This window comes from Bacteroides sp. 2_2_4 (genome assembly GCF_000157055.1).
GTDB lineage: Bacteria > Bacteroidota > Bacteroidia > Bacteroidales > Bacteroidaceae > Bacteroides > Bacteroides ovatus.
Genome location: NZ_EQ973355.1, coordinates 46234 through 66958 on the forward strand (window position 1 = coordinate 46234; position 20725 = coordinate 66958).

Annotated in this window: 20 protein-coding genes; 4 read left to right on the plus strand and 16 right to left on the minus strand. The window is 39.5% G+C overall.

Annotation, left to right across the window (positions count from 1 at the left end; genetic code table 11):
* Window positions 1-30: 30 nt before the first annotated feature.
* The 5 genes from BSCG_RS26910 to BSCG_RS26890 form a co-directional block, all read right to left on the minus strand.
* Entirely contained in the window at window positions 31-237 is a 207-nt protein-coding gene (locus BSCG_RS26910) for a hypothetical protein (protein WP_004307025.1), read from the minus strand.
* Window positions 238-289: 52 nt separating this feature from the next.
* Window positions 290-775 (minus strand): cold shock domain-containing protein, encoded by a 486-nt coding sequence (locus BSCG_RS26905; protein ID WP_004307024.1) that lies wholly within the window; start codon window positions 773-775, stop codon window positions 290-292.
* A gap of 53 nt (window positions 776-828) precedes the next feature.
* Window positions 829-1953, minus strand: coding sequence for a DEAD/DEAH box helicase (locus BSCG_RS26900; protein ID WP_004296138.1), 1125 nt, complete (start codon window positions 1951-1953; stop codon window positions 829-831).
* Window positions 1954-2042: 89 nt separating this feature from the next.
* Window positions 2043-3116, minus strand: a complete 1074-nt coding sequence (locus BSCG_RS26895) for an NAD(P)H-dependent flavin oxidoreductase (protein ID WP_004307023.1) — start codon at window positions 3114-3116, stop codon at window positions 2043-2045.
* 371 nt (window positions 3117-3487) lie between these two features.
* Complete coding sequence (locus BSCG_RS26890; protein WP_004296140.1) at window positions 3488-3787, minus strand: RNA recognition motif domain-containing protein; 300 nt, start codon at window positions 3785-3787, stop codon at window positions 3488-3490.
* A 315-nt stretch (window positions 3788-4102) separates the two neighbouring features.
* On the opposite strand from BSCG_RS26890, the gene ung reads away from it, so the two are divergent.
* Complete coding sequence (gene ung, locus BSCG_RS26885; RefSeq protein ID WP_004310617.1) at window positions 4103-4765, plus strand: uracil-DNA glycosylase; 663 nt, start codon at window positions 4103-4105, stop codon at window positions 4763-4765.
* Window positions 4766-4812: 47 nt separating this feature from the next.
* The gene (locus BSCG_RS26880; protein WP_008774554.1) at window positions 4813-5586 is read left to right on the plus strand and encodes a LuxR C-terminal-related transcriptional regulator; all 774 of its coding nucleotides are present in this window, start codon (window positions 4813-4815) and stop codon (window positions 5584-5586) included.
* A gap of 37 nt (window positions 5587-5623) precedes the next feature.
* On the opposite strand, the gene BSCG_RS26875 is transcribed toward BSCG_RS26880, so the two are convergent.
* The gene (locus tag BSCG_RS26875; protein WP_004296144.1) at window positions 5624-6208 is read right to left on the minus strand and encodes a hypothetical protein; all 585 of its coding nucleotides are present in this window, start codon (window positions 6206-6208) and stop codon (window positions 5624-5626) included.
* A 137-nt stretch (window positions 6209-6345) separates the two neighbouring features.
* On the opposite strand from BSCG_RS26875, the gene BSCG_RS26870 reads away from it, so the two are divergent.
* Window positions 6346-8409: a HelD family protein gene (locus BSCG_RS26870; protein WP_008774555.1), complete on the plus strand. Its 2064-nt coding sequence runs from the start codon at window positions 6346-6348 to the stop codon at window positions 8407-8409.
* A gap of 87 nt (window positions 8410-8496) precedes the next feature.
* Window positions 8497-8793 (plus strand): DUF1905 domain-containing protein, encoded by a 297-nt coding sequence (locus tag BSCG_RS26865; RefSeq protein WP_008774556.1) that lies wholly within the window; start codon window positions 8497-8499, stop codon window positions 8791-8793.
* A 91-nt stretch (window positions 8794-8884) separates the two neighbouring features.
* Here the strand turns inward: BSCG_RS26865 and BSCG_RS26860 are convergent, their stop codons facing one another.
* From BSCG_RS26860 to BSCG_RS26815, 10 genes are all read right to left on the minus strand, one after another.
* Complete coding sequence (locus BSCG_RS26860) at window positions 8885-10441, minus strand: ATP-binding protein (protein WP_008774557.1); 1557 nt, start codon at window positions 10439-10441, stop codon at window positions 8885-8887.
* Window positions 10442-10589: 148 nt separating this feature from the next.
* Window positions 10590-11510: an N-acetylmuramoyl-L-alanine amidase gene (locus tag BSCG_RS26855; protein ID WP_008774559.1), complete on the minus strand. Its 921-nt coding sequence runs from the start codon at window positions 11508-11510 to the stop codon at window positions 10590-10592.
* Window positions 11511-11540: 30 nt separating this feature from the next.
* On the minus strand, window positions 11541-11891 hold the full coding sequence (locus BSCG_RS26850) for a hypothetical protein (protein WP_008774560.1): 351 nt from the start codon (window positions 11889-11891) through the stop codon (window positions 11541-11543).
* An 85-nt stretch (window positions 11892-11976) separates the two neighbouring features.
* Window positions 11977-12495, minus strand: coding sequence for an HU family DNA-binding protein (locus BSCG_RS26845; RefSeq protein ID WP_008774561.1), 519 nt, complete (start codon window positions 12493-12495; stop codon window positions 11977-11979).
* A 383-nt stretch (window positions 12496-12878) separates the two neighbouring features.
* The gene (locus tag BSCG_RS26840) at window positions 12879-13697 is read right to left on the minus strand and encodes a DUF5106 domain-containing protein (RefSeq protein ID WP_032849254.1); all 819 of its coding nucleotides are present in this window, start codon (window positions 13695-13697) and stop codon (window positions 12879-12881) included.
* Between the two features lie 142 nt (window positions 13698-13839).
* Window positions 13840-14166: a hypothetical protein gene (locus BSCG_RS26835; RefSeq protein WP_009040202.1), complete on the minus strand. Its 327-nt coding sequence runs from the start codon at window positions 14164-14166 to the stop codon at window positions 13840-13842.
* Window positions 14167-14201: 35 nt separating this feature from the next.
* Window positions 14202-15833 carry a fimbrial protein gene (locus BSCG_RS26830; RefSeq protein ID WP_008774563.1) on the minus strand — a complete coding sequence of 544 codons (1632 nt, stop codon included), beginning with the start codon at window positions 15831-15833 and terminating at the stop codon, window positions 14202-14204.
* Between the two features lie 5 nt (window positions 15834-15838).
* Complete coding sequence (locus tag BSCG_RS26825; protein ID WP_008774564.1) at window positions 15839-17824, minus strand: hypothetical protein; 1986 nt, start codon at window positions 17822-17824, stop codon at window positions 15839-15841.
* Window positions 17825-17846: 22 nt separating this feature from the next.
* Window positions 17847-18845: a FimB/Mfa2 family fimbrial subunit gene (locus BSCG_RS26820; protein ID WP_008774565.1), complete on the minus strand. Its 999-nt coding sequence runs from the start codon at window positions 18843-18845 to the stop codon at window positions 17847-17849.
* A 106-nt stretch (window positions 18846-18951) separates the two neighbouring features.
* The gene (locus BSCG_RS26815) at window positions 18952-20709 is read right to left on the minus strand and encodes an Mfa1 family fimbria major subunit (protein ID WP_032849256.1); all 1758 of its coding nucleotides are present in this window, start codon (window positions 20707-20709) and stop codon (window positions 18952-18954) included.
* Between the last annotated feature and the right edge of the window lie 16 nt (window positions 20710-20725).

Sequence of the window (20725 nt, forward strand, 5' to 3'; positions counted from 1 at the left end):
TTTATTCCTCGTATTGCAATTTGCAACCGCCTATACTTTAGAACTATGCAGTTTTTTATAAATCTCCACACGAGCATCTATTTCTGCTTGAGTCAAATGCGCAGGAAGTTCAATGGTAGTCCGCGGAGTTATTGCTACCAATACCATATCTCCCAAACCCTTTTTATACTCTTTAATAACATTTTCAGTAAACTGACTGGATGAAATAACATCACGCATTATATTACCTTTTTTCATATCTCTAATTATTTTGTTTTTTATTTTACACACAAGCAGAATATACACTTCCCTATACAGGTTTAGATTGAGCTAAATCTTCCGATGTAGATTTGTTTTCCAAAGAGATATTGATCGCATTCATGCCTTTCACTCCACGCTCAAGGTCAAATGTTACGATATTATTTTCTGCAATATTGCCAATGACATTGTTTACATGAAAAAAGTATTTCTCAACACCTGAAAGGTCTTTAATAAAGCCAAATCCTCTTGACTCATTAAAAAACTCAACCCGTCCTCTCAAGATCGTCGGCTCCTCTTCTTCCTTTTTAGGAGTTGCTATAATTATTTCATCCGGATTAATTTCTTCCTTCTTTATATCCTCTGTCGGAGGAGTCGAAGTTATCATTCCGTTCTCATCTACATAGGCAATCATATCCTCAAAGCTATTTGAGCTGCCCGATAATTTCTTGCTTTCTTTCTTTTTCAGTTTTTCTTCTCGTTTAGCGAGTCTTTTCTTTTCATTTTCACGTTTACCAACTGTCATGGATTTTGCCATAGAATTTATATTTAGTTTTATATTAATTTTAAAGAGATTGTTATTTGTTGATTTCAAATAGTATAACTGGCTTTATTCAGCTTCTTACCCGTCAGTTTCTGAATATCATTAACGAGTTTACGCTCTTCCTGCGAGCAGAATGTCAGTGCTGTCCCTGTATTCCCGGCTCTTCCGGTACGTCCGATACGATGCACATACGTTTCCGGCACATCAGGAAGATCATAGTTGATAACTAAAGGAAGTTCGTTAATATCGATACCTCTGGCTGCAATATCAGTAGCCACCATCACACGTGTTTTGCCCGACTTGAAATTGCCCAAAGCCAACTGCCGCGCTGCCTGACTTTTATTTCCATGAATCGCCTGGCTACCAATTCCCGCCTTGCCCAGTATCTTTACGATCTTATCAGCATTATGCTTCGTACGTGAAAATACCAACACCGACTGATCTTCTGATTTTTGCAAAATCGAAACCAGTAAAAGACTCTTTTCCTTTTTCTCTACGAAATAAACCATCTGTTCAATAGCATCCACAGTCGATGATTTCGGAGTTATGCTGATTCGTACAGGATTCTTCAACAAAGAATTCGTTAAAGAAATAATTGTATCAGGCATTGTAGCGGAGAAGAATAAAGTCTGTTTTTCTTTCGGAAGTTTTGGTAATATCCGCTTGATATCATGAATAAATCCCATATCAAGCATACGGTCTGCTTCATCAAGTACAAAATATTGTATCTTATCCAGATGGATATGCCCCTGATTCATCAAGTCAAGCAAACGTCCCGGTGTAGCAACCAGGATATCAATTCCTTTGTGTAACATGTCAACTTGAGGACGTTGATTTACTCCGCCAAAAATAACCCCATGCCGCACTTGGGTATATTTGGCATAATCATTAATGCATTCACTTATTTGCAAGGCAAGCTCACGGGTGGGCGTCAAAATCAACGCTTTAATCCCCCGGCACTTGGCTGCCTCTTTATTCATTTGCAAATGTTGTATAATGGGAATAGCAAACGAAGCAGTTTTACCTGTTCCCGTTTGCGCACAGCCTAATATATCTCTTTTTGCTAATGCAGCCGGAATTGCCTCTCCCTGAATGGGAGTGGGCACTGCATATCCTTTTTCTTCAATAGCTTTTAAAATCGGTTCGGTTATATTTAATTCTTTAAATGTCATAATTGTTATTTTTGCTGTATCAAAACAGCTATTAATTTATATTGTAAAGGGACTGACAAACTCCATCATGGGAATGAAAATCCCGTAGGTTAAGCCAGTTTATGGGTTGCCAAGAAAAACTCGCGCTCCAGTGTACTCATTACTTCTTTTACACTACTGATTTTTTCAGCGAGAAAAGCATTGCTACCGGCAAAAGCATAGCCTTTTTTCATATTTCCTTTGGCTGCATTATATAAAGCCTTAATAATGCAATAAGGGCTTTTTGTATAATCACATGTTTTGATACAATGGAATGAGCAACTCTTAGGCCTCTCCAGTCCACTATTCACATTGTGAATAAATTCCCCGTCAATAGCTCGTCCTGGCATTCCCACAGGACTTTCAATAATAAGAACATCTTCGGACTTGGAGTGAATATATACTTCCTTGAACGTCTCGGAAGCGTCACATTCCTGGGTGGTAACAAATATACTTCCCATTTGTACCCCTGAAGCTCCCAGCTCCATAAAATGGGCAATATCTTCACCCGTCGAAATGCCGCCGGCGGCAATCACCGGAATCTGTTTCTGTTCTTTATAACTGGATGCAATCATTACCACTTCCGGAATCAAAGCTTCCAAAGCATAATGCTGATCCTGTAATTGTTCTTTTTTAAATCCTAAATGTCCACCGGCTTTAGGCCCCTCCACCACGATTGCATCGGGCAGATAATTATAGTTCTTCTGCCATTTATCGCAGATGATTTTGGCTGCTCGTGAAGAAGATACAATAGGCACTAGCTTGGTTGTACTCTCTGGAGTCAGATATGAAGGCAGGTCGAGTGGAAGCCCGGCACCGGAAAATACCACATCAATCTTTTCCTCGATTGCGGTGCGCACCATATCCGCATAATTCGATAAAGCAACCATGACGTTTACGCCAATAATACCTTTTGTTTTCGCACGTGCTTTCCGGATTTCCTCTTTCAGCCCGTTAATACATTTTTCAGGATAAGTACCTTTCCCTTTGGGGTATAACAAACCTAAACCTGCGCATGATATAACGCCTACTCCTCCTTCGTTTGCTACTGCCGAAGCCAAACCCGAGAGCGAGATACCTACTCCCATTCCACCTTGTATTACAGGTGTTTTTATCTCAATATTTCCTATAAAGAATGATTTCATATGTTTTATTTTGCTTTAGAGCAATTGAACAAGATAAACAGTGTGAGCACACTTTATTCAAGCGCTCAAGATTGGCCCTGTCATTGACTATTTGCCTTGTTGGGTGTAATTTATTAAACCTTTACTCCTGACTTCTTCAAGAGTATTGTGTATTACAAAAAAGTCTAATAAATCTATTTTCAGAATGGAAAGTGCAGGAGTAGATATTCCTGATATTGCACAGAAAAAGAGCCAGAATTAGCAGAACTTAAATGTAATATGATTTTTTGTCTTCCCCTGTGTCAATCAGAAGACTCCTCCGTTGAATCATGAAACGGAAATAACTTATTAAATAAAAGCAGAAGATAATATCTTCTGCTTTTATTTGGATATTAATATCTTCTAGAGTTATTATAACCACCACGGCCACCACCGTTAGACGGTCTTTCAGTACGAGGACGTGCCACGCTTACTGAAATAACTTTCTGGTCGTATTCAACTCCATTCAGTTCGTCAATTGCTTTTTGTCCTTCTGTATCATTCGGCATTTCTACGAAAGCAAATCCTCTGGATCTACCAGTTTCTCTGTCAAAAATTACTTTAGCTGAAGAAACTTCTCCAAACTCTGCAAATAAATTTGTTAAGTCAGCATCATTAGTGCCATAGCTTAAACCTGAAATGTAAATGTTCATTTAAAATTTTATTAAAATAAATACTAATTTGGAGTGAGGAGGATAATTAAAGACAAGGACTGCTTGCTAATAAAATATTATAAAGAAGAACTATACGATAATGATTCGTAACTCAAACTCTTGGTACAAAGGTAACACAATAAATCAGAATAATACATTTATACCCGTTCTTTTTCGGAAGAAAGACGATAATTATCATTTATTAGCACACAATTCATCCTAAATCGGCGAGATACACAATTTTGCCTATCATTCTTGATATTCTCTTGTAATATATCTACTTTTGCCATTACATAAATTATCAAGTCCCACTTTATGGATGTCAGAATAGAACCAAGTTGGAAACAACAATTACAAGAAGAATTTGACAAACCATACTTCGAAAAGTTGGTTACATTCGTCAAAGATGAATACAAACGGGCACACGTCCTCCCTCTCGGACATCAGATTTTTCATATATTCAATTCCTGTCCCTTCGAAAAGGTAAAAGTAGTTATCCTTGGACAAGACCCCTATCCCAATCCCGGACAATATTATGGAGTCTGTTTTTCTGTGCCTGATGGAGTAGCTATCCCAGGTTCACTAAGCAACATCTTCAAAGAAATACACCAAGATTTGGGAAAGCCAATTCCAACTTCTGGTAATTTGGATCGTTGGGTAGCTCAAGGTGTATTCCCGCTAAACTCTGTTCTTACTGTACGTGCGCACGAAACCGGTTCTCATCGAAATATGGGTTGGGAAATCTTCACAGACGCAGTTATCAGGAAACTAAGTGAAAAACGGGAGAATTTGATATTTATGCTTTGGGGAAGTTATGCGAAAGAGAAACGATCTTTGATAGATACCAACAAACATCTGGTACTAACCACTGTTCATCCCTCTCCCCGCTCTGCCGAATATGGTTTCTTCGGTTGTAAACACTTCAGTAAAGCCAATGCTTTCTTGCATAGCAAGGGAATAGAAGAAATTGATTGGTAAATAAACGATTTCTCAAAACAGATTATCAGTACCCAAAAACATTCGCTATGAATAAATCAAACAATATCACTCGGGAAGAAATGTGGGCAAAGCAATGCTTGTCTGCTACCGATATTGATTACGCTGTGTGGGAACGGGATAAATCCATACTTCACCAACTTTCAAAAATCTGTCACAACTGCACATTTGTTGTCGATGTTTACAAATGCAATTACACGTATGCATCCTCGAATTTCGTTGATTTACTGGGGTATGACAGTCACAAGATAGAAACTTTGGAAAAGCAGGGAGATTATTTAGAATCACGTATTCATCCGGACGACCGTGCGCAACTGGCAGCATTACAGGTCACGTTAAGCCAGTTCATTTACAGTCTGCCTCTCGAACAGCGAAACGACTATTCCAACATTTACAGTTTCCGTATACTCAATGCCAAGCAGCAATATATACGTGTCACTAGCCGACATCAAGTTTTGGAACAAGACCGTAACGGCAAAGCATGGCTCGTAATAGGCAATATGGATATTTCACCCGACCAAAAACATTCCGAAACAGTAGACTGCACTGTCCTAAATCTGAAGAACGGGGAATTCTTCTCTCCTTCCTCTTTGCTAATGCCTTCTTCGCTCAACCTCACTAATCGGGAAATAGAGATATTACGGCTTATTCAAAAAGGGTTGTTAAGTAAAGAGATTGCAGACAAGCTATGTATCAGTATTCACACTGTCAATATTCACCGGCAGAACCTGTTACGCAAATTAGGTGTGCAAAATTCTATCGAAGCCATTCGTTTGGGACAGGAAACCGGACTACTAAATTAATTAACCCATACACCTTTTCCTGAAGCTACCAGTCTGTCTAAGGCATCCATTCCACCACACCCACCACCGGGTGCAATCTTCTCCATTCCTCAAATTCCGGATAACTACGTACACCATCCTGAATCACAGCTTGATAATACTCCACTCCCATAATTTTTTCCGTATCAGGCGTTTCGTATTTCAATTTCAGGATAGCCAGTCTCATTTCATCTGTCAATACCGCAGAAATGCGTTCGGCCACCCTTTCAAAGTAGCCATCATAACGAGAGCCTTCTTGGATATGAATCATATCCATTTGCCAAAGTTCTCCCTCCATATCCTGATACCATGCATGCCACTCTATACACGCTTCTGCTGTATGTAATAAATTCGTATATTCAATCTTCTTTACGGACGTATTTTCCGCCAATTCAGCCATCGCCCGAAAGCTGGCAGACAAATCCAAAGGAGAAGTATAAATATGAAAATCAATATCCCGATGTTTCATCAATAATCCTGTACGCAACGAACCTACCAGATTCACTTTGGCACCAATCCCCTCCCATATCCGAACAATACGGGTATCCTCTATAATCTCCCAAGCTTTCTGCTGGTTACGTTTTGCCAATTCAAGAATATTCATCTTTTCCTTATTAAGTAAGTATGCAAAAATAGGAAAAAGGATACATATATAGCTATAAATAACTATTTAATCCCTTAATGGGTTGAGCTAACTTTGCCTGCAATTTCAATTCTTCATCATACAACTAAAAAGAGATTATGATATTCAATCAAACAGAGAAACAGGAAAAAGAGTATTTACAGCAAGTCATAACCACTATCCATGATACGATTAACACTACCAGTACTTCCGTCAAAGAGCATATAGACACCCTGCAGGAGTACAAGGATTATCTATGGTCGAACAAAGATATCGATCCCCACGAAATCCGTTCCATGCGCGAAAGCATATTAAATCATTTTGCATTAGGTGAAAATGTAATTGACAAACGCAGGCGACTAAGCAAAATACTGGATATCCCCTATTTCGGACGAATCGACTTTCAGGAAAAGAAAGACAAAAGCCAAGTTAGTCCGATCTATATAGGAATACATACTTTCTATGACCTCAATCAAAAAAAGAATCTGATTTACGATTGGCGAGCTCCTATTTCAAGCATGTTCTACGATCATGAATTAGGCGAGGCGTTCTACTCCTCTCCGGCAGGCAAAATTAACGGGACGATCTCACTCAAACGCCAATATCGTATTCGCAAAGGAAAAATGGAGTACATGATTGAAAGTTCCGTAACTGTTCATGACGATATTCTGCAAAAAGAACTATGTTCCAATGCCGACAATAAAATGAAAAATATCGTCACGACAATTCAGAGGGAACAGAATCAGATCATCCGTAATGAAAACGCTTCTGTACTTATTATACAAGGTGTTGCCGGTTCAGGAAAAACCTCTATCGCCCTCCATCGTATTGCCTACCTGCTTTATGCACAGAAAGGACAGATTTCTTCCAAAGACATATTAATCATCTCCCCCAATAAAGTATTTGCCGATTACATTTCTAATGTACTTCCGGAACTTGGCGAAGAGACCGTTCCCGAAACCAGCATGGGGCAAATTCTGTCGGACGTAATTGACAACAAATATAAACACCAGAATTTCTTCGAACAGGTGACGGAACTATTAGAAAACCCGACACCCGACTTTATCGAACGGATACAATACAAAGCCTCCTTCGAGTTTATATCACTACTTGACAAATTCATCCTTTACATGGAAAACAACTATTTCAAAGCAACAGACATAAAACTCACCAAATACATCACCATTCCTGCCGAATTTATTAACGAACAATTCAAACGATTCCACCGCTATCCCATACGTCAACGATTTGAGACTATGACAGATTACATCCTGGAAATGATGCAACTACAATATAATCTCACAGTTAGCACTCCGGAGAAAAACCAACTAAAGAAAGAGATAAAAAAGATGTTCGCGGGAAATAACGCTCTCCAAATCTATAAAGACTTTTTTGAGTGGATCGGAAAACCGGAGATGTTCAAGACACGCAAAAACCGCATACTAGAGTATGCGGACTTAGCCCCTTTGGCTTATCTGCATATCGCATTAAATGGGAATAACGCCCAATCTTACGTCAAACACCTTCTGATAGACGAAATGCAAGACTATTCTCCCATACAATACAAAGTGATTCAAAAACTTTATCCGTGTCGAAAAACAATTCTTGGAGACACTTCCCAATCCGTCAATCCTTATGGTTCTTCCACTGCCGATATGATTCAGAAAGCATTTGCAACAGGAGAAATAATGAAACTTTGCAAAAGCTATCGTTCTACTTTTGAGATCACCAGTTTTGCACAAAAAATTCAACCGAACAATGAATTAGAACCGATTATGAGACATGGGGAACACCCCAAGATTCTTCCATTCAAAAATACAGAAGAAGAGATCCAAGGTATTGCGGATTTAGTAAACTCCTTCAGGAACTCCCATTATACCTCATTAGGGATTATCTGCAAAACAGAATCCCAAGCAAAAGAACTTGTTCAAAAGCTCCAGATATATGCAAACGACATCTCACTTTTGTCCAATCAAAGTTCTGCTTATGTAAAAGGGATTATCATCACTTCCGCCCATATGGCGAAAGGACTGGAATTTGACGAAGTAATCATTCCGCAAACAGATGATAAGAACTATCATTCCAATATTGATAAAAGTATGCTTTATGTGGCAACCACAAGGGCTATGCACAAGTTAACTTTGACTTATTCTGTTTCTTCACCCAGTTGTCGGTTCCTGTAATAGAATATAACATCGAAAATTAATTGAGAGAAAAAGAACAACCAATCTCCTATTATTACCTATTTTTGTACAATGGAAAATAAAGGAATGAAATACGAGTTTACCGCAAAAGTATGGAACTACTCATCAACTGTTGGAACGGGCGGTTGGCACATAGCCTGCCTGCCGAAAGAGATGTCCAAAGAAATAAGAGAGAATCTCGGATTCTTAGAGGAAGGCTGGGGACGGTTGAAGATGACGGCCAAAACAGGCAATACCCAATGGGAAACCGCAATCTGGTTTGACACCAAACTTGATACTTATTTACTTCCTCTCAAAGCGGAAATCAGAAAAAAGGAAAAGATCACAACTGATAAAGAAATAGAGATTATGATTTGGATTTAAAACAAACGATAAGAAGAACTACCCGCAAAACAAGAGCCGCTTGAACAATCTCAAACGGCTCCGTAACTCCTTTAACAACATGGTTATCGAGCTAATACAGCCACCGGTCTATATTCCTTTTTTCTGCACTGAACTCCACTCCAACTTTAACCAACTCACGCCCGTCTACCTGATAAGGTATCAGATAGCCTTTTTCATCAATCTGCTGCAAAGCCTGTTCGGCAGTACCATTCAGTTTAAATTCAAATACATAAATATACTTCGGAGTTTTCACCACTGCATCCGCCCGTCCGCGGGCACTAAGAACCTCTGCTCCGGTAAATTGTCCCATCAATTTGAATACTAAGTAAAATACAACTTGATAATGACGTTCGGTCTTTTCGTTCAGTTCATAAGGGAAATCTGCGAAGAAAGCTTGTAAGCGGGTAAGAAAAGCGTCAACATCACCACTCTCCAATTCACGTACAAATTTACCTAGATAAAAGCCCCGTTCATCATCTACCACTGATGTGTAATAAGGAACCAAAAAATCCATAAATCCATATCGTACTTCATCATTGGGAAATTTCAGCAGGTAGTTTCCAAAACGCTTGTCATACCCCTTTATAGTCAAATAGCCACTCTGATAAATCAACGGAATCGGATTATTAGCATCTACCCTATATTCCATAAACGAAGAAGCATTGGCTTCTACCCCATCAATCAACGTACGCAAATCATACTCACTCTTTTTAAGCAGTTCGACTAAAAAAGTAGGAGTACCGGTTTGGAACCAATAGTTACTAAACTTATACCCGTCAAAAACGTTAAGCACACTGAATGGATTGAATACTCCTTCCGCAAACTCACAAAAATGATAACCGTCATATAAAGCCGTCATCTTATTTAATGTTTCTTCATAAGTCAGTTCATTTGTTTCTGCCAATCGATTCAGTTCAGGAATAAAAGTATCCTCCAATTCTTGTCGTGTAATACCACAAATCGTGGCATACTGCGGCTTCATACTGATATCATTCAGTTGATTCAAATCACTGAACACACTGACTTGCGCAAACTTAGTCACACCGGTAAGGAAAACAAAACGAAGATAACGGTCAGAACTTTTCAGTACACCATAGAAGGCCTTCAATGTCTTACGATAGTCATCAAGCAAAGCGTCATCACCCAATGCCTGCAACAAAGGTTTATCATATTCATCCACCAAGACTACGACTCCACGACCAGACTGTTCACAGGCTCGGCGAATTACACCCGCAAAACGTCCGGAGAGAGTTTCCTCATCCTCCCCTTTGCCATATTTCAGTTCCCATTGCGTCAACTGCCTGCTAAGAATTTCGACTAAAGCCTGGGGAGAATCATATTTTTCCGCGTTTAAATCCAAATGAAATAGCGGATATGTCTTCCATTCCTTTTCCATATCAGCTATGGCCAACCCTTCAAATAATTCTTTCTTACCTTCGAAATAAGCTTCAAAAGTAGAAAGAAGAAGACTCTTGCCAAAACGACGAGGACGACTTAAAAAATAAGGAGTCTCCGTTGAAGCAATTCTCCATACAAGAGCAGTCTTATCCACATAAAGATAATCTCCTTCACGAAGTTTCTCAAAAGTCTGTATTCCAATAGGAAGTTTACGTAATATCCCGTCCATGATTTTTCCTCTATTTTGATTATTCAAAGATACGCATTTCCATGGGAATACACATACAAACTCCACAAAAAAGTACACAGTTTCACAGACAGCACTACCATGACTCCATTTTTCATCAAAACTAACTTTGTACCAGACAAACAACATCTCACTTCCTCTTCACTTTGCAAATCCAACACACGATAACTAAAACCAGCAAAATAATTCCATACCAATACCAACCTCCGGTTGTCCTATTAGTAGTTTTCTCAACTCCCGTTTTATGAATCTCTGTCTTAGCACTCATATCCGACAAGCTCACAGACTGTAAATCTACTTCTTGAAGCAGTTGTTTCTCATTAACATTTTTCCTATCCACCACAGTCTTCACCACCATCCCAGCCTTCAATCTAAGCGTATCCACAGGAAATACAAACAACACCTGCTCGATATGCTCCCCCACCACCTCCGAATCCTTTTCTGAAGCAACCTTATTTTTAACAAGACTTTTCCCGGAGCTACTATTTAAACTTGAATCAACCCTAACTTCACTCTCCCTGTTTATCACCTCTTTCTTACTCCTACATCCCGACAGCAATACAGGCACAACCAAAGCCACCAACAACACAAACAGTAACTCCCTCCCACTCCTCAAAAACTCCTTCACATCAAAACAGGGACAAGCCTTCACATATTCATAAGGTTCAATCACTCCGTCACCATTCAAGTCCGGTGAAGTATCCCGATGTCCCAACACTTGGAGAATATTATATTCCCGCTGTAAATCCATAATAATCTGATAAAGCACCCGTTTTTGAGCATTCGTTCGGGTATCTGCCGGACGCCCGTTCTCATCCAATCCGCCGATATAACATATCCCGATACTCTGCTCATTCCAACCTTTACAATGAGCACCGGCCAAAGCGACATCCCGCCCCTTTTCCAATTTCCCATCCAAACGGATCACATAGTGATACCCGATACCGTTGAACCCACGTTCCCGGTGCCAACGGTCAATATCTGTGGCAGTAAAATCCTGTCCGGCTTTCGTAGCCGAACAATGCACTATGATAGAATCTATATTTCTCATGATAATTCATTATTAGTTCAAATGTACCTGTTAATAATCCGAAGGCGGCATACGCTTCACACACCCTCTAATCTCACACTTCTTCACTTCCGACTCCTTCTGTATCAACTCCACTTCATGACATTTATGTATCCAGTTTATCTTTTCTTCCTGCTCCTTGCGAAGTTCAATATAAAGCCCGTCTATCTTCTCGTCACGTTGAGTCAGCCGTTCTTCCAGCCAGTCCACCTTTTTACGGCGATTTTCTTCTTCCATACTGTTCACGGACGCTTCCTCTTTCCGTGCATCCGTCTTGCGGCAAGTGATATACCTCACTAACCATTTCACAGCTTCCAAACCACCCATAGCGGTAATAAAAGCAAGGATTGTAGTTATTTGCATATTTATATTTTTACGTAGTTATAAAGAAAGAATGAGGCCGAAGCCCCATTCCATACAAACCAGACAGTTCTCAACGGCTCATGAATCACGCAGCCGGATCCGGTGCTTCACTATTACCACCCGAACCACCATCCGGATCCGGAGTTTCACCCCCATCATCCGAACCGTCACCAACACTACCCGAATCATTAATATGATCCAAATCCTTGAACTTCAATCCATCCGAACGGGTAGTCGTCCCGGTAAACAGACGAATGTCCGAGTTAGCACGAAAACAGATACGAAGCCCTGAAATATTAGCGATCGTAAAATCTTCCGCCTTCTCCGTCCCTTTGCTTTGAGCGGAAAGGTAAAAATATCCCAGACCGGCGATATTCACCGAACGGCCACCCAGCAATGTCTTTCTCAATAACGTACGGAAATCCTTCAATACACTAATCGTTTCACCCTCGCTGACACCGGAAACAGACGCAATTTCCTTGGCAAACTCATCCAACGTTGCACTCGTATCATACTGATAAGAAATCACCGGATACACTTTCTTTCCTGCTTCTTTATTTGTAGGGTCACACAGGCGAGACACCCTTCTAAATCTAATAGCCATACTACTTTTCTTTTTTAAATAAATACTGTTTTAATTATCACTTCGCTAACGTTAACGATGCAAAGATGCAGCATCTTCCACGGAGATGAAACGACACCTAATAACCTCATCAGAAAAGTACTAAAAAGCATTTCAGACATATACAACTGACATAGAGGAACTAAATAAACGACAAGAAAACGACGAAAAGCAGAAAAAAGCGACAAAATCAATACCTGGGGGAGAATAATAAATAAACAAATATATTCAAACTAATAAATATCATAATAAAAAAGTGCACCTTCTTCCCCACCGGGAAAAAGATGCACACACAAACAAAACAAACAATAGGCTACCTTCACAGGCAGCGGAAAAGTCATGATTCCATTTTTCTTATGCCACTATTATATATCATCATACTTATTTAATAAATAACTGGTAACTTCACTTATAGAAGAGGGTTCTTTCAATAATACTTGCTTGTCCTCTCCCAACAAATATATCGAGGGAAGAGAACGTAAGAAATATAGTTCTTTTTCAGTCAACACCTTCCTGACATCATAACCGTTTATCCACACAGAAGGAAGAGACTGCTGATATTCTTTCCACATATCTATTTCACCTTCCATACAAATCGTAACAAGAGCAAGTTGCGATAGGGATAATCCACTATGTTGCAAGAAGGAATTTATTATCGATGATTCAGACAGTTCCATCATTGATTGCCGACAATAAATACAGTCCGGATCATAAAACAGTAATAATGTATATTTAGCGGAAATATCCCATAAATTCTGAAGTTCTCCCGTAGAAAGAATGAAAGTAAAATCAGCAGCTTTTATCCCTATCCGGTTCTTTTTAAGCATTTTCAATTGATACAAAGGACGTATACGCATCATTCCATCTAAATGTCCGGATGTTAATGCTTCCTCCAATACTGAAATATAATAACTATCATTCCGTAGTGACGAATCAGGTTCATATAGATGATGCTCCAACCGTTGTAGAAACCAACGGTTTACCACCTTATTAACTTTAGTCTTCAACACCAATCTCCTGATATTTTCACAAGCCCTTTCCTCTGTCAGTTCCGACAATTGAGAAAGATAATCCACCAGCATCTTTTCGGTAGTGGCAGAGCTGCTTAACCGGATAGTATCTGTAAAATCATACGTATCCCAAAAGCGCTCTATCAGTATGCTGTCTTTTTGTTGCTTTGCCATAGCATTTGATTTACCAGAATTGGCAGAACAAGTACATAAAAGTAAAAACACGCCTAAAGTAATATAAAGAAGTCTTATATATTTCTGATGGATTACCAATCTTAAAAGGTGTAATAATCTTAATCTTCGTTTATTCATAATTCTACAAGTTCAAGCACAATTCATTACACCATTTGACATACTCGTTTTCTCCACCGCAAATCCTTTCCGGCACTTTCATCTCTATACATTCATTCCCGACATATATCCGGCTCATCTCGAATATTTCCATCAGACAATCATCCGATATACACATACAAAAACATATAATATCCGGATTATCATATTTCACGATTTTAATCCCCGGATAAAGTAAAGACAGATAAAAAGCAGAATATCCGAATGCTTTCCATGAATCCTCTAGACAATACAAATAAACAGAGCCTCGATTATCACCTTCTTTTTCCAAAATATCGTTTAATATATTCATCCTCATATCTCCTTTCACTCTTAACACTATTTGAATTATCCTTCCTGACGTATCCGAAGTTCAAAATATCCATTCCTACCAAACAGACGCACCTTTCCTTCACGTGCATTGCCTGTGCCATTTTCCTTTACATGGACAAAAATGTAATCATTAGCAGAGTCTAACTGCGGATAAATAATAGCACCTTCGTGCCGTTGTTCAGCTATCCCGATCCAATCACATGAATCGAACACTTCCCCGTAATTCGTATATAACATAGGAAGCACTGTATATGACCGACCGATAGAGGAATGACGTTCAACAGTTACCGTTTTTTGTAGAACACCATATTGGATAATACTCGTAAAAGAGTATTCCGTACCTGCGACTTCACTCGATTCCGTGAAACACAAGTCCATCTCGACGGGATTATCAGGAGTATCATTACAAACTGTTTCCCCCGTTATTTCTGTCCCATCTGCTTTCACCGTTATCAATCCACGCTGAAGATTAGGATAATTCGGATCAAACATGGTGTAACCTTCCAATGATTCATCCCGGATGCACCGGTAAAAATGACCTAACACAAAAGAATTCAAGGTTTCATTACTGTATATAATCCAACGGGAATTTTCAAATCCCATCTGATAACCATTCTGCAAATAATTCTCTTGATAATCATGTGTACCATTATACTCTAATAACATGAATGCTTCCATATCATTAGTAAATCCATTCTTTTCTGCATTCTCGAATGAATTAGCGCCAAATCCCGTAACACTCCGGATATTCAGTTTATAGTAATCATTGCCTACAATTGAAGTCAACGGAACTTTTTCTCCTGTAGCATCATCTATTGTACATAGACGGAGTTTATAGTATCCTTCCTTTTCTGTCCCATCCGCTGCCGTATATTTTCCATGTACAACGATGTGAAATCCTTTATGCGCATCCAAACCCATTTTCCGAATCTGATACAGATAAATAGGATTTGACGAAGGAGCAAGGTTACTGACGGACAAAGTGGACGGACTGGTATAATCCACGTCTGCCAATACAGAGGCTGACACAGGACAACCCAACCAATTTATTGAAATCAATTCAAAATTGTTGTCTGCCACTCCCACACTGAATTTCGCAACATTCCGTTTTAAACTGAAACCATTGCTACCGTCACTTTCCATCGCATTACGAATAGCTATCATGTTGAGTGATGAAAGAGTTATGCGCCTGGTAGCCATTACAAAGGGTGGTTTTACAAGTGCTTTCGTACTTGTGCATATCCTGCTTTCCAAGTCCTGTAAAGTATGTATTGTCCCTGCTTCCATCGGATAATTAGCTATCAGATACAATGTATGCTCTCCTGTCGCCGAAGGAATGTTTACTGTCGTCTTATATTCATTTCCAGTCCATTCCAATACAGGATGCTGATGATAAACAATTTTTCCGTCATGATTGAATATCAGAAAATCCATACTTTCAACCTTTGCTTCATCGGCAGGGGTACCTGTTCCCCGCGTATACACAACAGACTCTTGTTGCACACTTAGTTTCAAAACCATTTGCTCCTGTACTTCTGTTGTATCGTTAATATCCGACATTTCATCACTATTGCAAGCCCCCAAAGAGAAAAGCAATACAAACAGGACTAATTGAATATATTTCTTTTTTACTATCATATCTATCATTTTTCTTATCCAACAGGGGGATAACGTAATTTCACACAACGCACCGTATGTCTCCCATTTCGCAATTCATCCGTCGTGGCACTTCCGTCCGGATCACTCATTGTTGCTACAATGAAAGTACCATCCTCATTCTTTCCCCAATAACTGTCCGAAAAGAAATTATTGGGAAGCCCGTTGGTTCCGGCATTCAGGAAAACATAATTCATTTCTTTTCCTGTAGGCAATCTCCATCCACTGCCTAAATTTGCACATATAGAGGACGCATTTTCCTTCGTGACATTCGTTACATCTGAACTTGAGACTATAAAATCTGAAAGTTCAGGAGGACGAACATCAAGTGTACAGTTATAGCGATATTTTTTATTCTCTTTATAATCGTCTATGAGATTTCCCGATCCGTAACTTACATATGCCTTTCTGCCATTTGTATCATGTTCCTCTATGCACCATGCTTCAGCAGAATTAATCGCCCAATTTTCACGTATGGTAGCTAATCTCCAGCATCCTTTCCCTCTTGTTGCATCATTCTCATTTACTCCTTCAGGATAATATGCTCTACATCCAGTTTCCCGGGTGGCTCTTTTATAAAACTCATCATTATAAATACCCGTACGTATCCAGTTAGCCTCTTCCCAATATCCCATGGCTTCAGCCCAAGTAACAAGGTTATTTCCGACACGAATTGTTTCAGATCTATAAAGTTGCAGATTAAGTTCAACAGATGCGGTACCCGATTTTAATGTAGTTACATATATAATATCATTACCAGTATTCCAATTTCCACGTCTGAACCCGACGCGACCGCTTTTCTTTGTCACGTCATCATATTCTATTGTCATCTGCAGTTGATTACCGATTGTCACCTCATCGGGAAGTTTCACTTCAACCGGAGCGTTACAAGCAAAACGCACATACGAGTAAAAGCGTAAAGACTTTACTTCGACCGTCTTTTTGTTGACTGCAAGAAAACTAGCTCCCGTTATTTCAATCGGAACATTGACTTCCGACCATCCGGAAACGTTGGATTTCACTTCAAGGGACTCCTCTCCATAACCGGTAATCGCTTTAATATTCAAACTATAATGCCTGTTGCGGGTTATATTCCATTCTGTAGAATGTGAATCAATTGAATTCATCGCATCACCAATCGGCAAAGTATATATACGGGTGATTCCTCTTGATGTCCCTTTAATGCGCAATACCATTCTGTAAATCTCATCCATCGGCAGATATTCCGGCAAATATATATCACCGGATGACCATGTGAAATGATTCTGTTCTGCACTGCTATTTTCTAGTGAAAAAACGCGGTTATCTAGAAACCCCTCTTCTATCCTGTATTTACAGGAAGCCAGATAACTATACTTTGGAATACGAAGTAACTCCATAGACTCAAGATTAACGAATTCACCTGTAGGGGTTCCATTTTCACAAATCTCCGTACTAAGGTCAAACTTCACACTTAACTTGGCAATCACTCGTTGCAACTTTATCTCCAGTTTTGAAACAGGAGCGGATGCCCCTTCCGGATATATCTCATTTTTACTCCGTACATTCACATTAAGCAACTGCCGGAAAAATACAAATTTTGAAGCACTCAGGCTGCTTTCCGTATTCATCTGAATATTTTTCAATTCTTCAGGGCTGTTGATTCCCGAAAGATCTACCGGTTCATTTCCTATCACATAAATATCATTGTATCCTATATAGGTAATGGCAACATAATCTTCATTTACATCTATCAATTGATTGCTGACTAAAACTTTAGGGCCGTAAGGATTGGAAGTACGTGTCGAGAAAATGATAACACGCAATTGTGATACCTCATTTTCATCCCCTGCAACAAGTTTCGGCATGATACTGACAGGAATTTCCTTGCCTTCCCCCTGGCCATTACTATCGGAAGATGCTTCTATTCCGTCAGTACAAGCAGTGAGTAGATATAATAATGTCACAACGAAGCTATATATATAAACTAATTTCAGTCTCATTCTCTCATTCAATTATAAAGTATCACATTTCCGTATCCTGCAATATGATTGTCCACCCTGATACGGTAACAGCCGTTTGCATATAAGTATCCGTGTCACCGTCCAGATCATCTATAAGCGATATTTCTACTTCATACACATCCTGCCGGTCAAGTTCCGACTGTACACGGGTATATGGATGCATCCGGATGAGTTCGACTAAACCAGAACGGTAGAGTTCTTTGATTGTGCCGTCCTGCATTAAACGTTCTATCAGTAGCGTCAATTTTTCCCCTTCCACCAAACGCATCAAAGAAAAAACACCTGCAAATTGATTCCATGCATCATTATTTGTGCCCTGATATGGATAATATGTCAATTCGTTGCCCGAAGCAACTACAGAATTATCAAATTTATAAGTCGCCCCTTTAGGGTCAACCACACGGACACGCACACCATCCGCACAGCGGTGAATACATGGTATTCCGCTTTTTTCAAACCACTTCACATTCAGATGCAAATGATTCTCATTCTTTATAAGTGAAAGAACTTCAGTGTGTTCCTTCACATCGTTTACTTCTACTTGTTTCATAGCATGAAAAACAGGAGTCAGTTTATAGTTCACACTACGTTCTTCTGTTGCGTTGAGTGATAATAACGCTTGCTCAAGCGTAGTTTGTCCGGCAATAAAGACCGGTTGTAAAGTCACTTCATCAGTCAAGTTTCCCCATGCCACCAACGTATAGCTACCGGCAGAAAGTTCCGGGTCAACCCGAAAATCTTTCGGGAAAGGCGTTCCTTTACGAGTTATACATTTCAGAAAACATCCGGCTGCATCAAATACATACAAGTCTATTTGCTGTACGTCAATGTTGAAGCGATCGGGACAAGTATTGTCCGTGTGATGAACATATTCGAAAGCCACCTGGAAACTTCCCTGCGGACAATCGGAAAAATCTTCATTAACGCATCCTGTAATAAGCCATAATAGCATTGATATATATGCCACCATCCTTCTTTTCCGGTAAAATGTACTATGCATGTTAAATTGTTATTGAGAGGGATTTTAGATTCTTTTACCGGGGACAATGCCCCGGCAAAAGAATCCGTTAAAATCTATTTTTAATGAACCGGCAAACTAATAGCAATTACATTCCCAGTTCTGCATCCTGTTCAACTTTCGTCCATGGTTCCACTGTGATATGTGCCTGCATGTACGTTTTCTGGTTGATGGGATCTGTCGGGTCCACGGTAACATCTTCATCATCAGGATAACCGATTGAAGTAATTTTTGAGATATTTACATTGTAAAAACGGTTGCGCATTACCGAATAGAACAGATTGTTGGCTTCCGTCTTTCCATCCATATTATCTTCAACATTCACACGATAGTAACAGGTACCTCCGGTGTACTGGAAAATACGTATTGTTCCTTCAATACTTTCCTTATAGCCCGGTAGTGCATTCTTGGGATGCGAATATTTCTTGATGGTAACAACTGAATAAATACCTTCAGAAGTAGAGAATGAGCTTCCATAATATACACTTACAGAATTTTCTATATCACCTTCGTCTACAGCACTTCCCTCGTCTACTGCATTTAACCATTTCTGTTTTCCGGCTTTATTCAAATAAGTCTTTAAAATCATGCCCAAGCCATAGTTTGCCAAGTTTCCACTAAAGTCTGCAGGAGCCGTATAAATCTGATTTTCCCATTCCGGGACAATAAAATATGGCGGTACATCTTTTCCTCCTGTAGTATAATCAGTTCCGTCTAATTTATTTTCGATACTAAGATTGCTACCATCATTTTTCACTTCAACAGCATTAATCATCACATTAGCCGCCGGAGCAAATACACCTTTCACCAACACATAAGTAGTATTTCCCCTTACCGGTGTCTGATTGGAGTTCTCCGGCAAATATATAGACTCTATAGCTTCCCCGTCAGCACTTGCTTTCAAATCCAAATTAGGCTCATTCACCTCGTCATAATATTTAGCGAAATCTGCAAATGTAGAGCTAGTATTAGTCATTGTATAAAACGGTGTAAGGAAACCATCAACATGATTATGCAGAAATATATAGCTCTGAACCGGAAGATTACGAACCGTAAAAGTCGGAGTAAGTAATTTGCCTAATGTATTACTTTCACTATCTTTCAATATCAAAGCATCCGCATTTGCATAAGTAGCCTGCAACTTAGCAGCAGCACGGGATATGAACACCTCCAAATGATTGTTTTTCTTCATTTCCGCCGAACTATCATACGCCGGTTTCGAGCAATCCTCAGCAGAAATCCCGGGATATAATGTGTATTCGGTTGCCTTCAATACGTTTGCCATCAGGAAACCATTGGTCGCCGCATTCCCATTACCGGATATTTTATCAAAATTACCGACACGCGATACAGCAACTGCCGTTTCTACACCTTTGGTATGGGCAATACGTCCTGCTTTCGTACAATGTGTCAAAGTAACAGCTTCAAATTGAGTAGTTGTAGTGGTAGACGTAATCCAGTCGTCCTGCATATTAGCTACTACATACACTTTCTTTTTACCGGAAGTTAGTTTCAATACAGCAGTGTGCTCCGTGCCATGTTCATCTACAGTAGCATTATCCGTCTTTGCTTCAAAGCTACCGGATTCATTGAAGATATAAGCCCGCAGATTTTTGATGTTTTTTTCTGTAGTAGTACCTTCATGTGTGTCACCCGTTGTACGTGCTACAACACCATCTTTGCCCAGTTTAAATGTAAACTTCGCCCAAGTAGGTTCTCCCTCTATGACTTCGGTATTACCATTGTCATCGCTTCTTTCTTCGCCTAGCTTGCCCTCACTGCTACAAGCAGCAAACGTTATTGTTGCCAGCGCAAATACTCCGATTAGAAAATAATTCTTTCTCATTTTTCGTTTTATGATT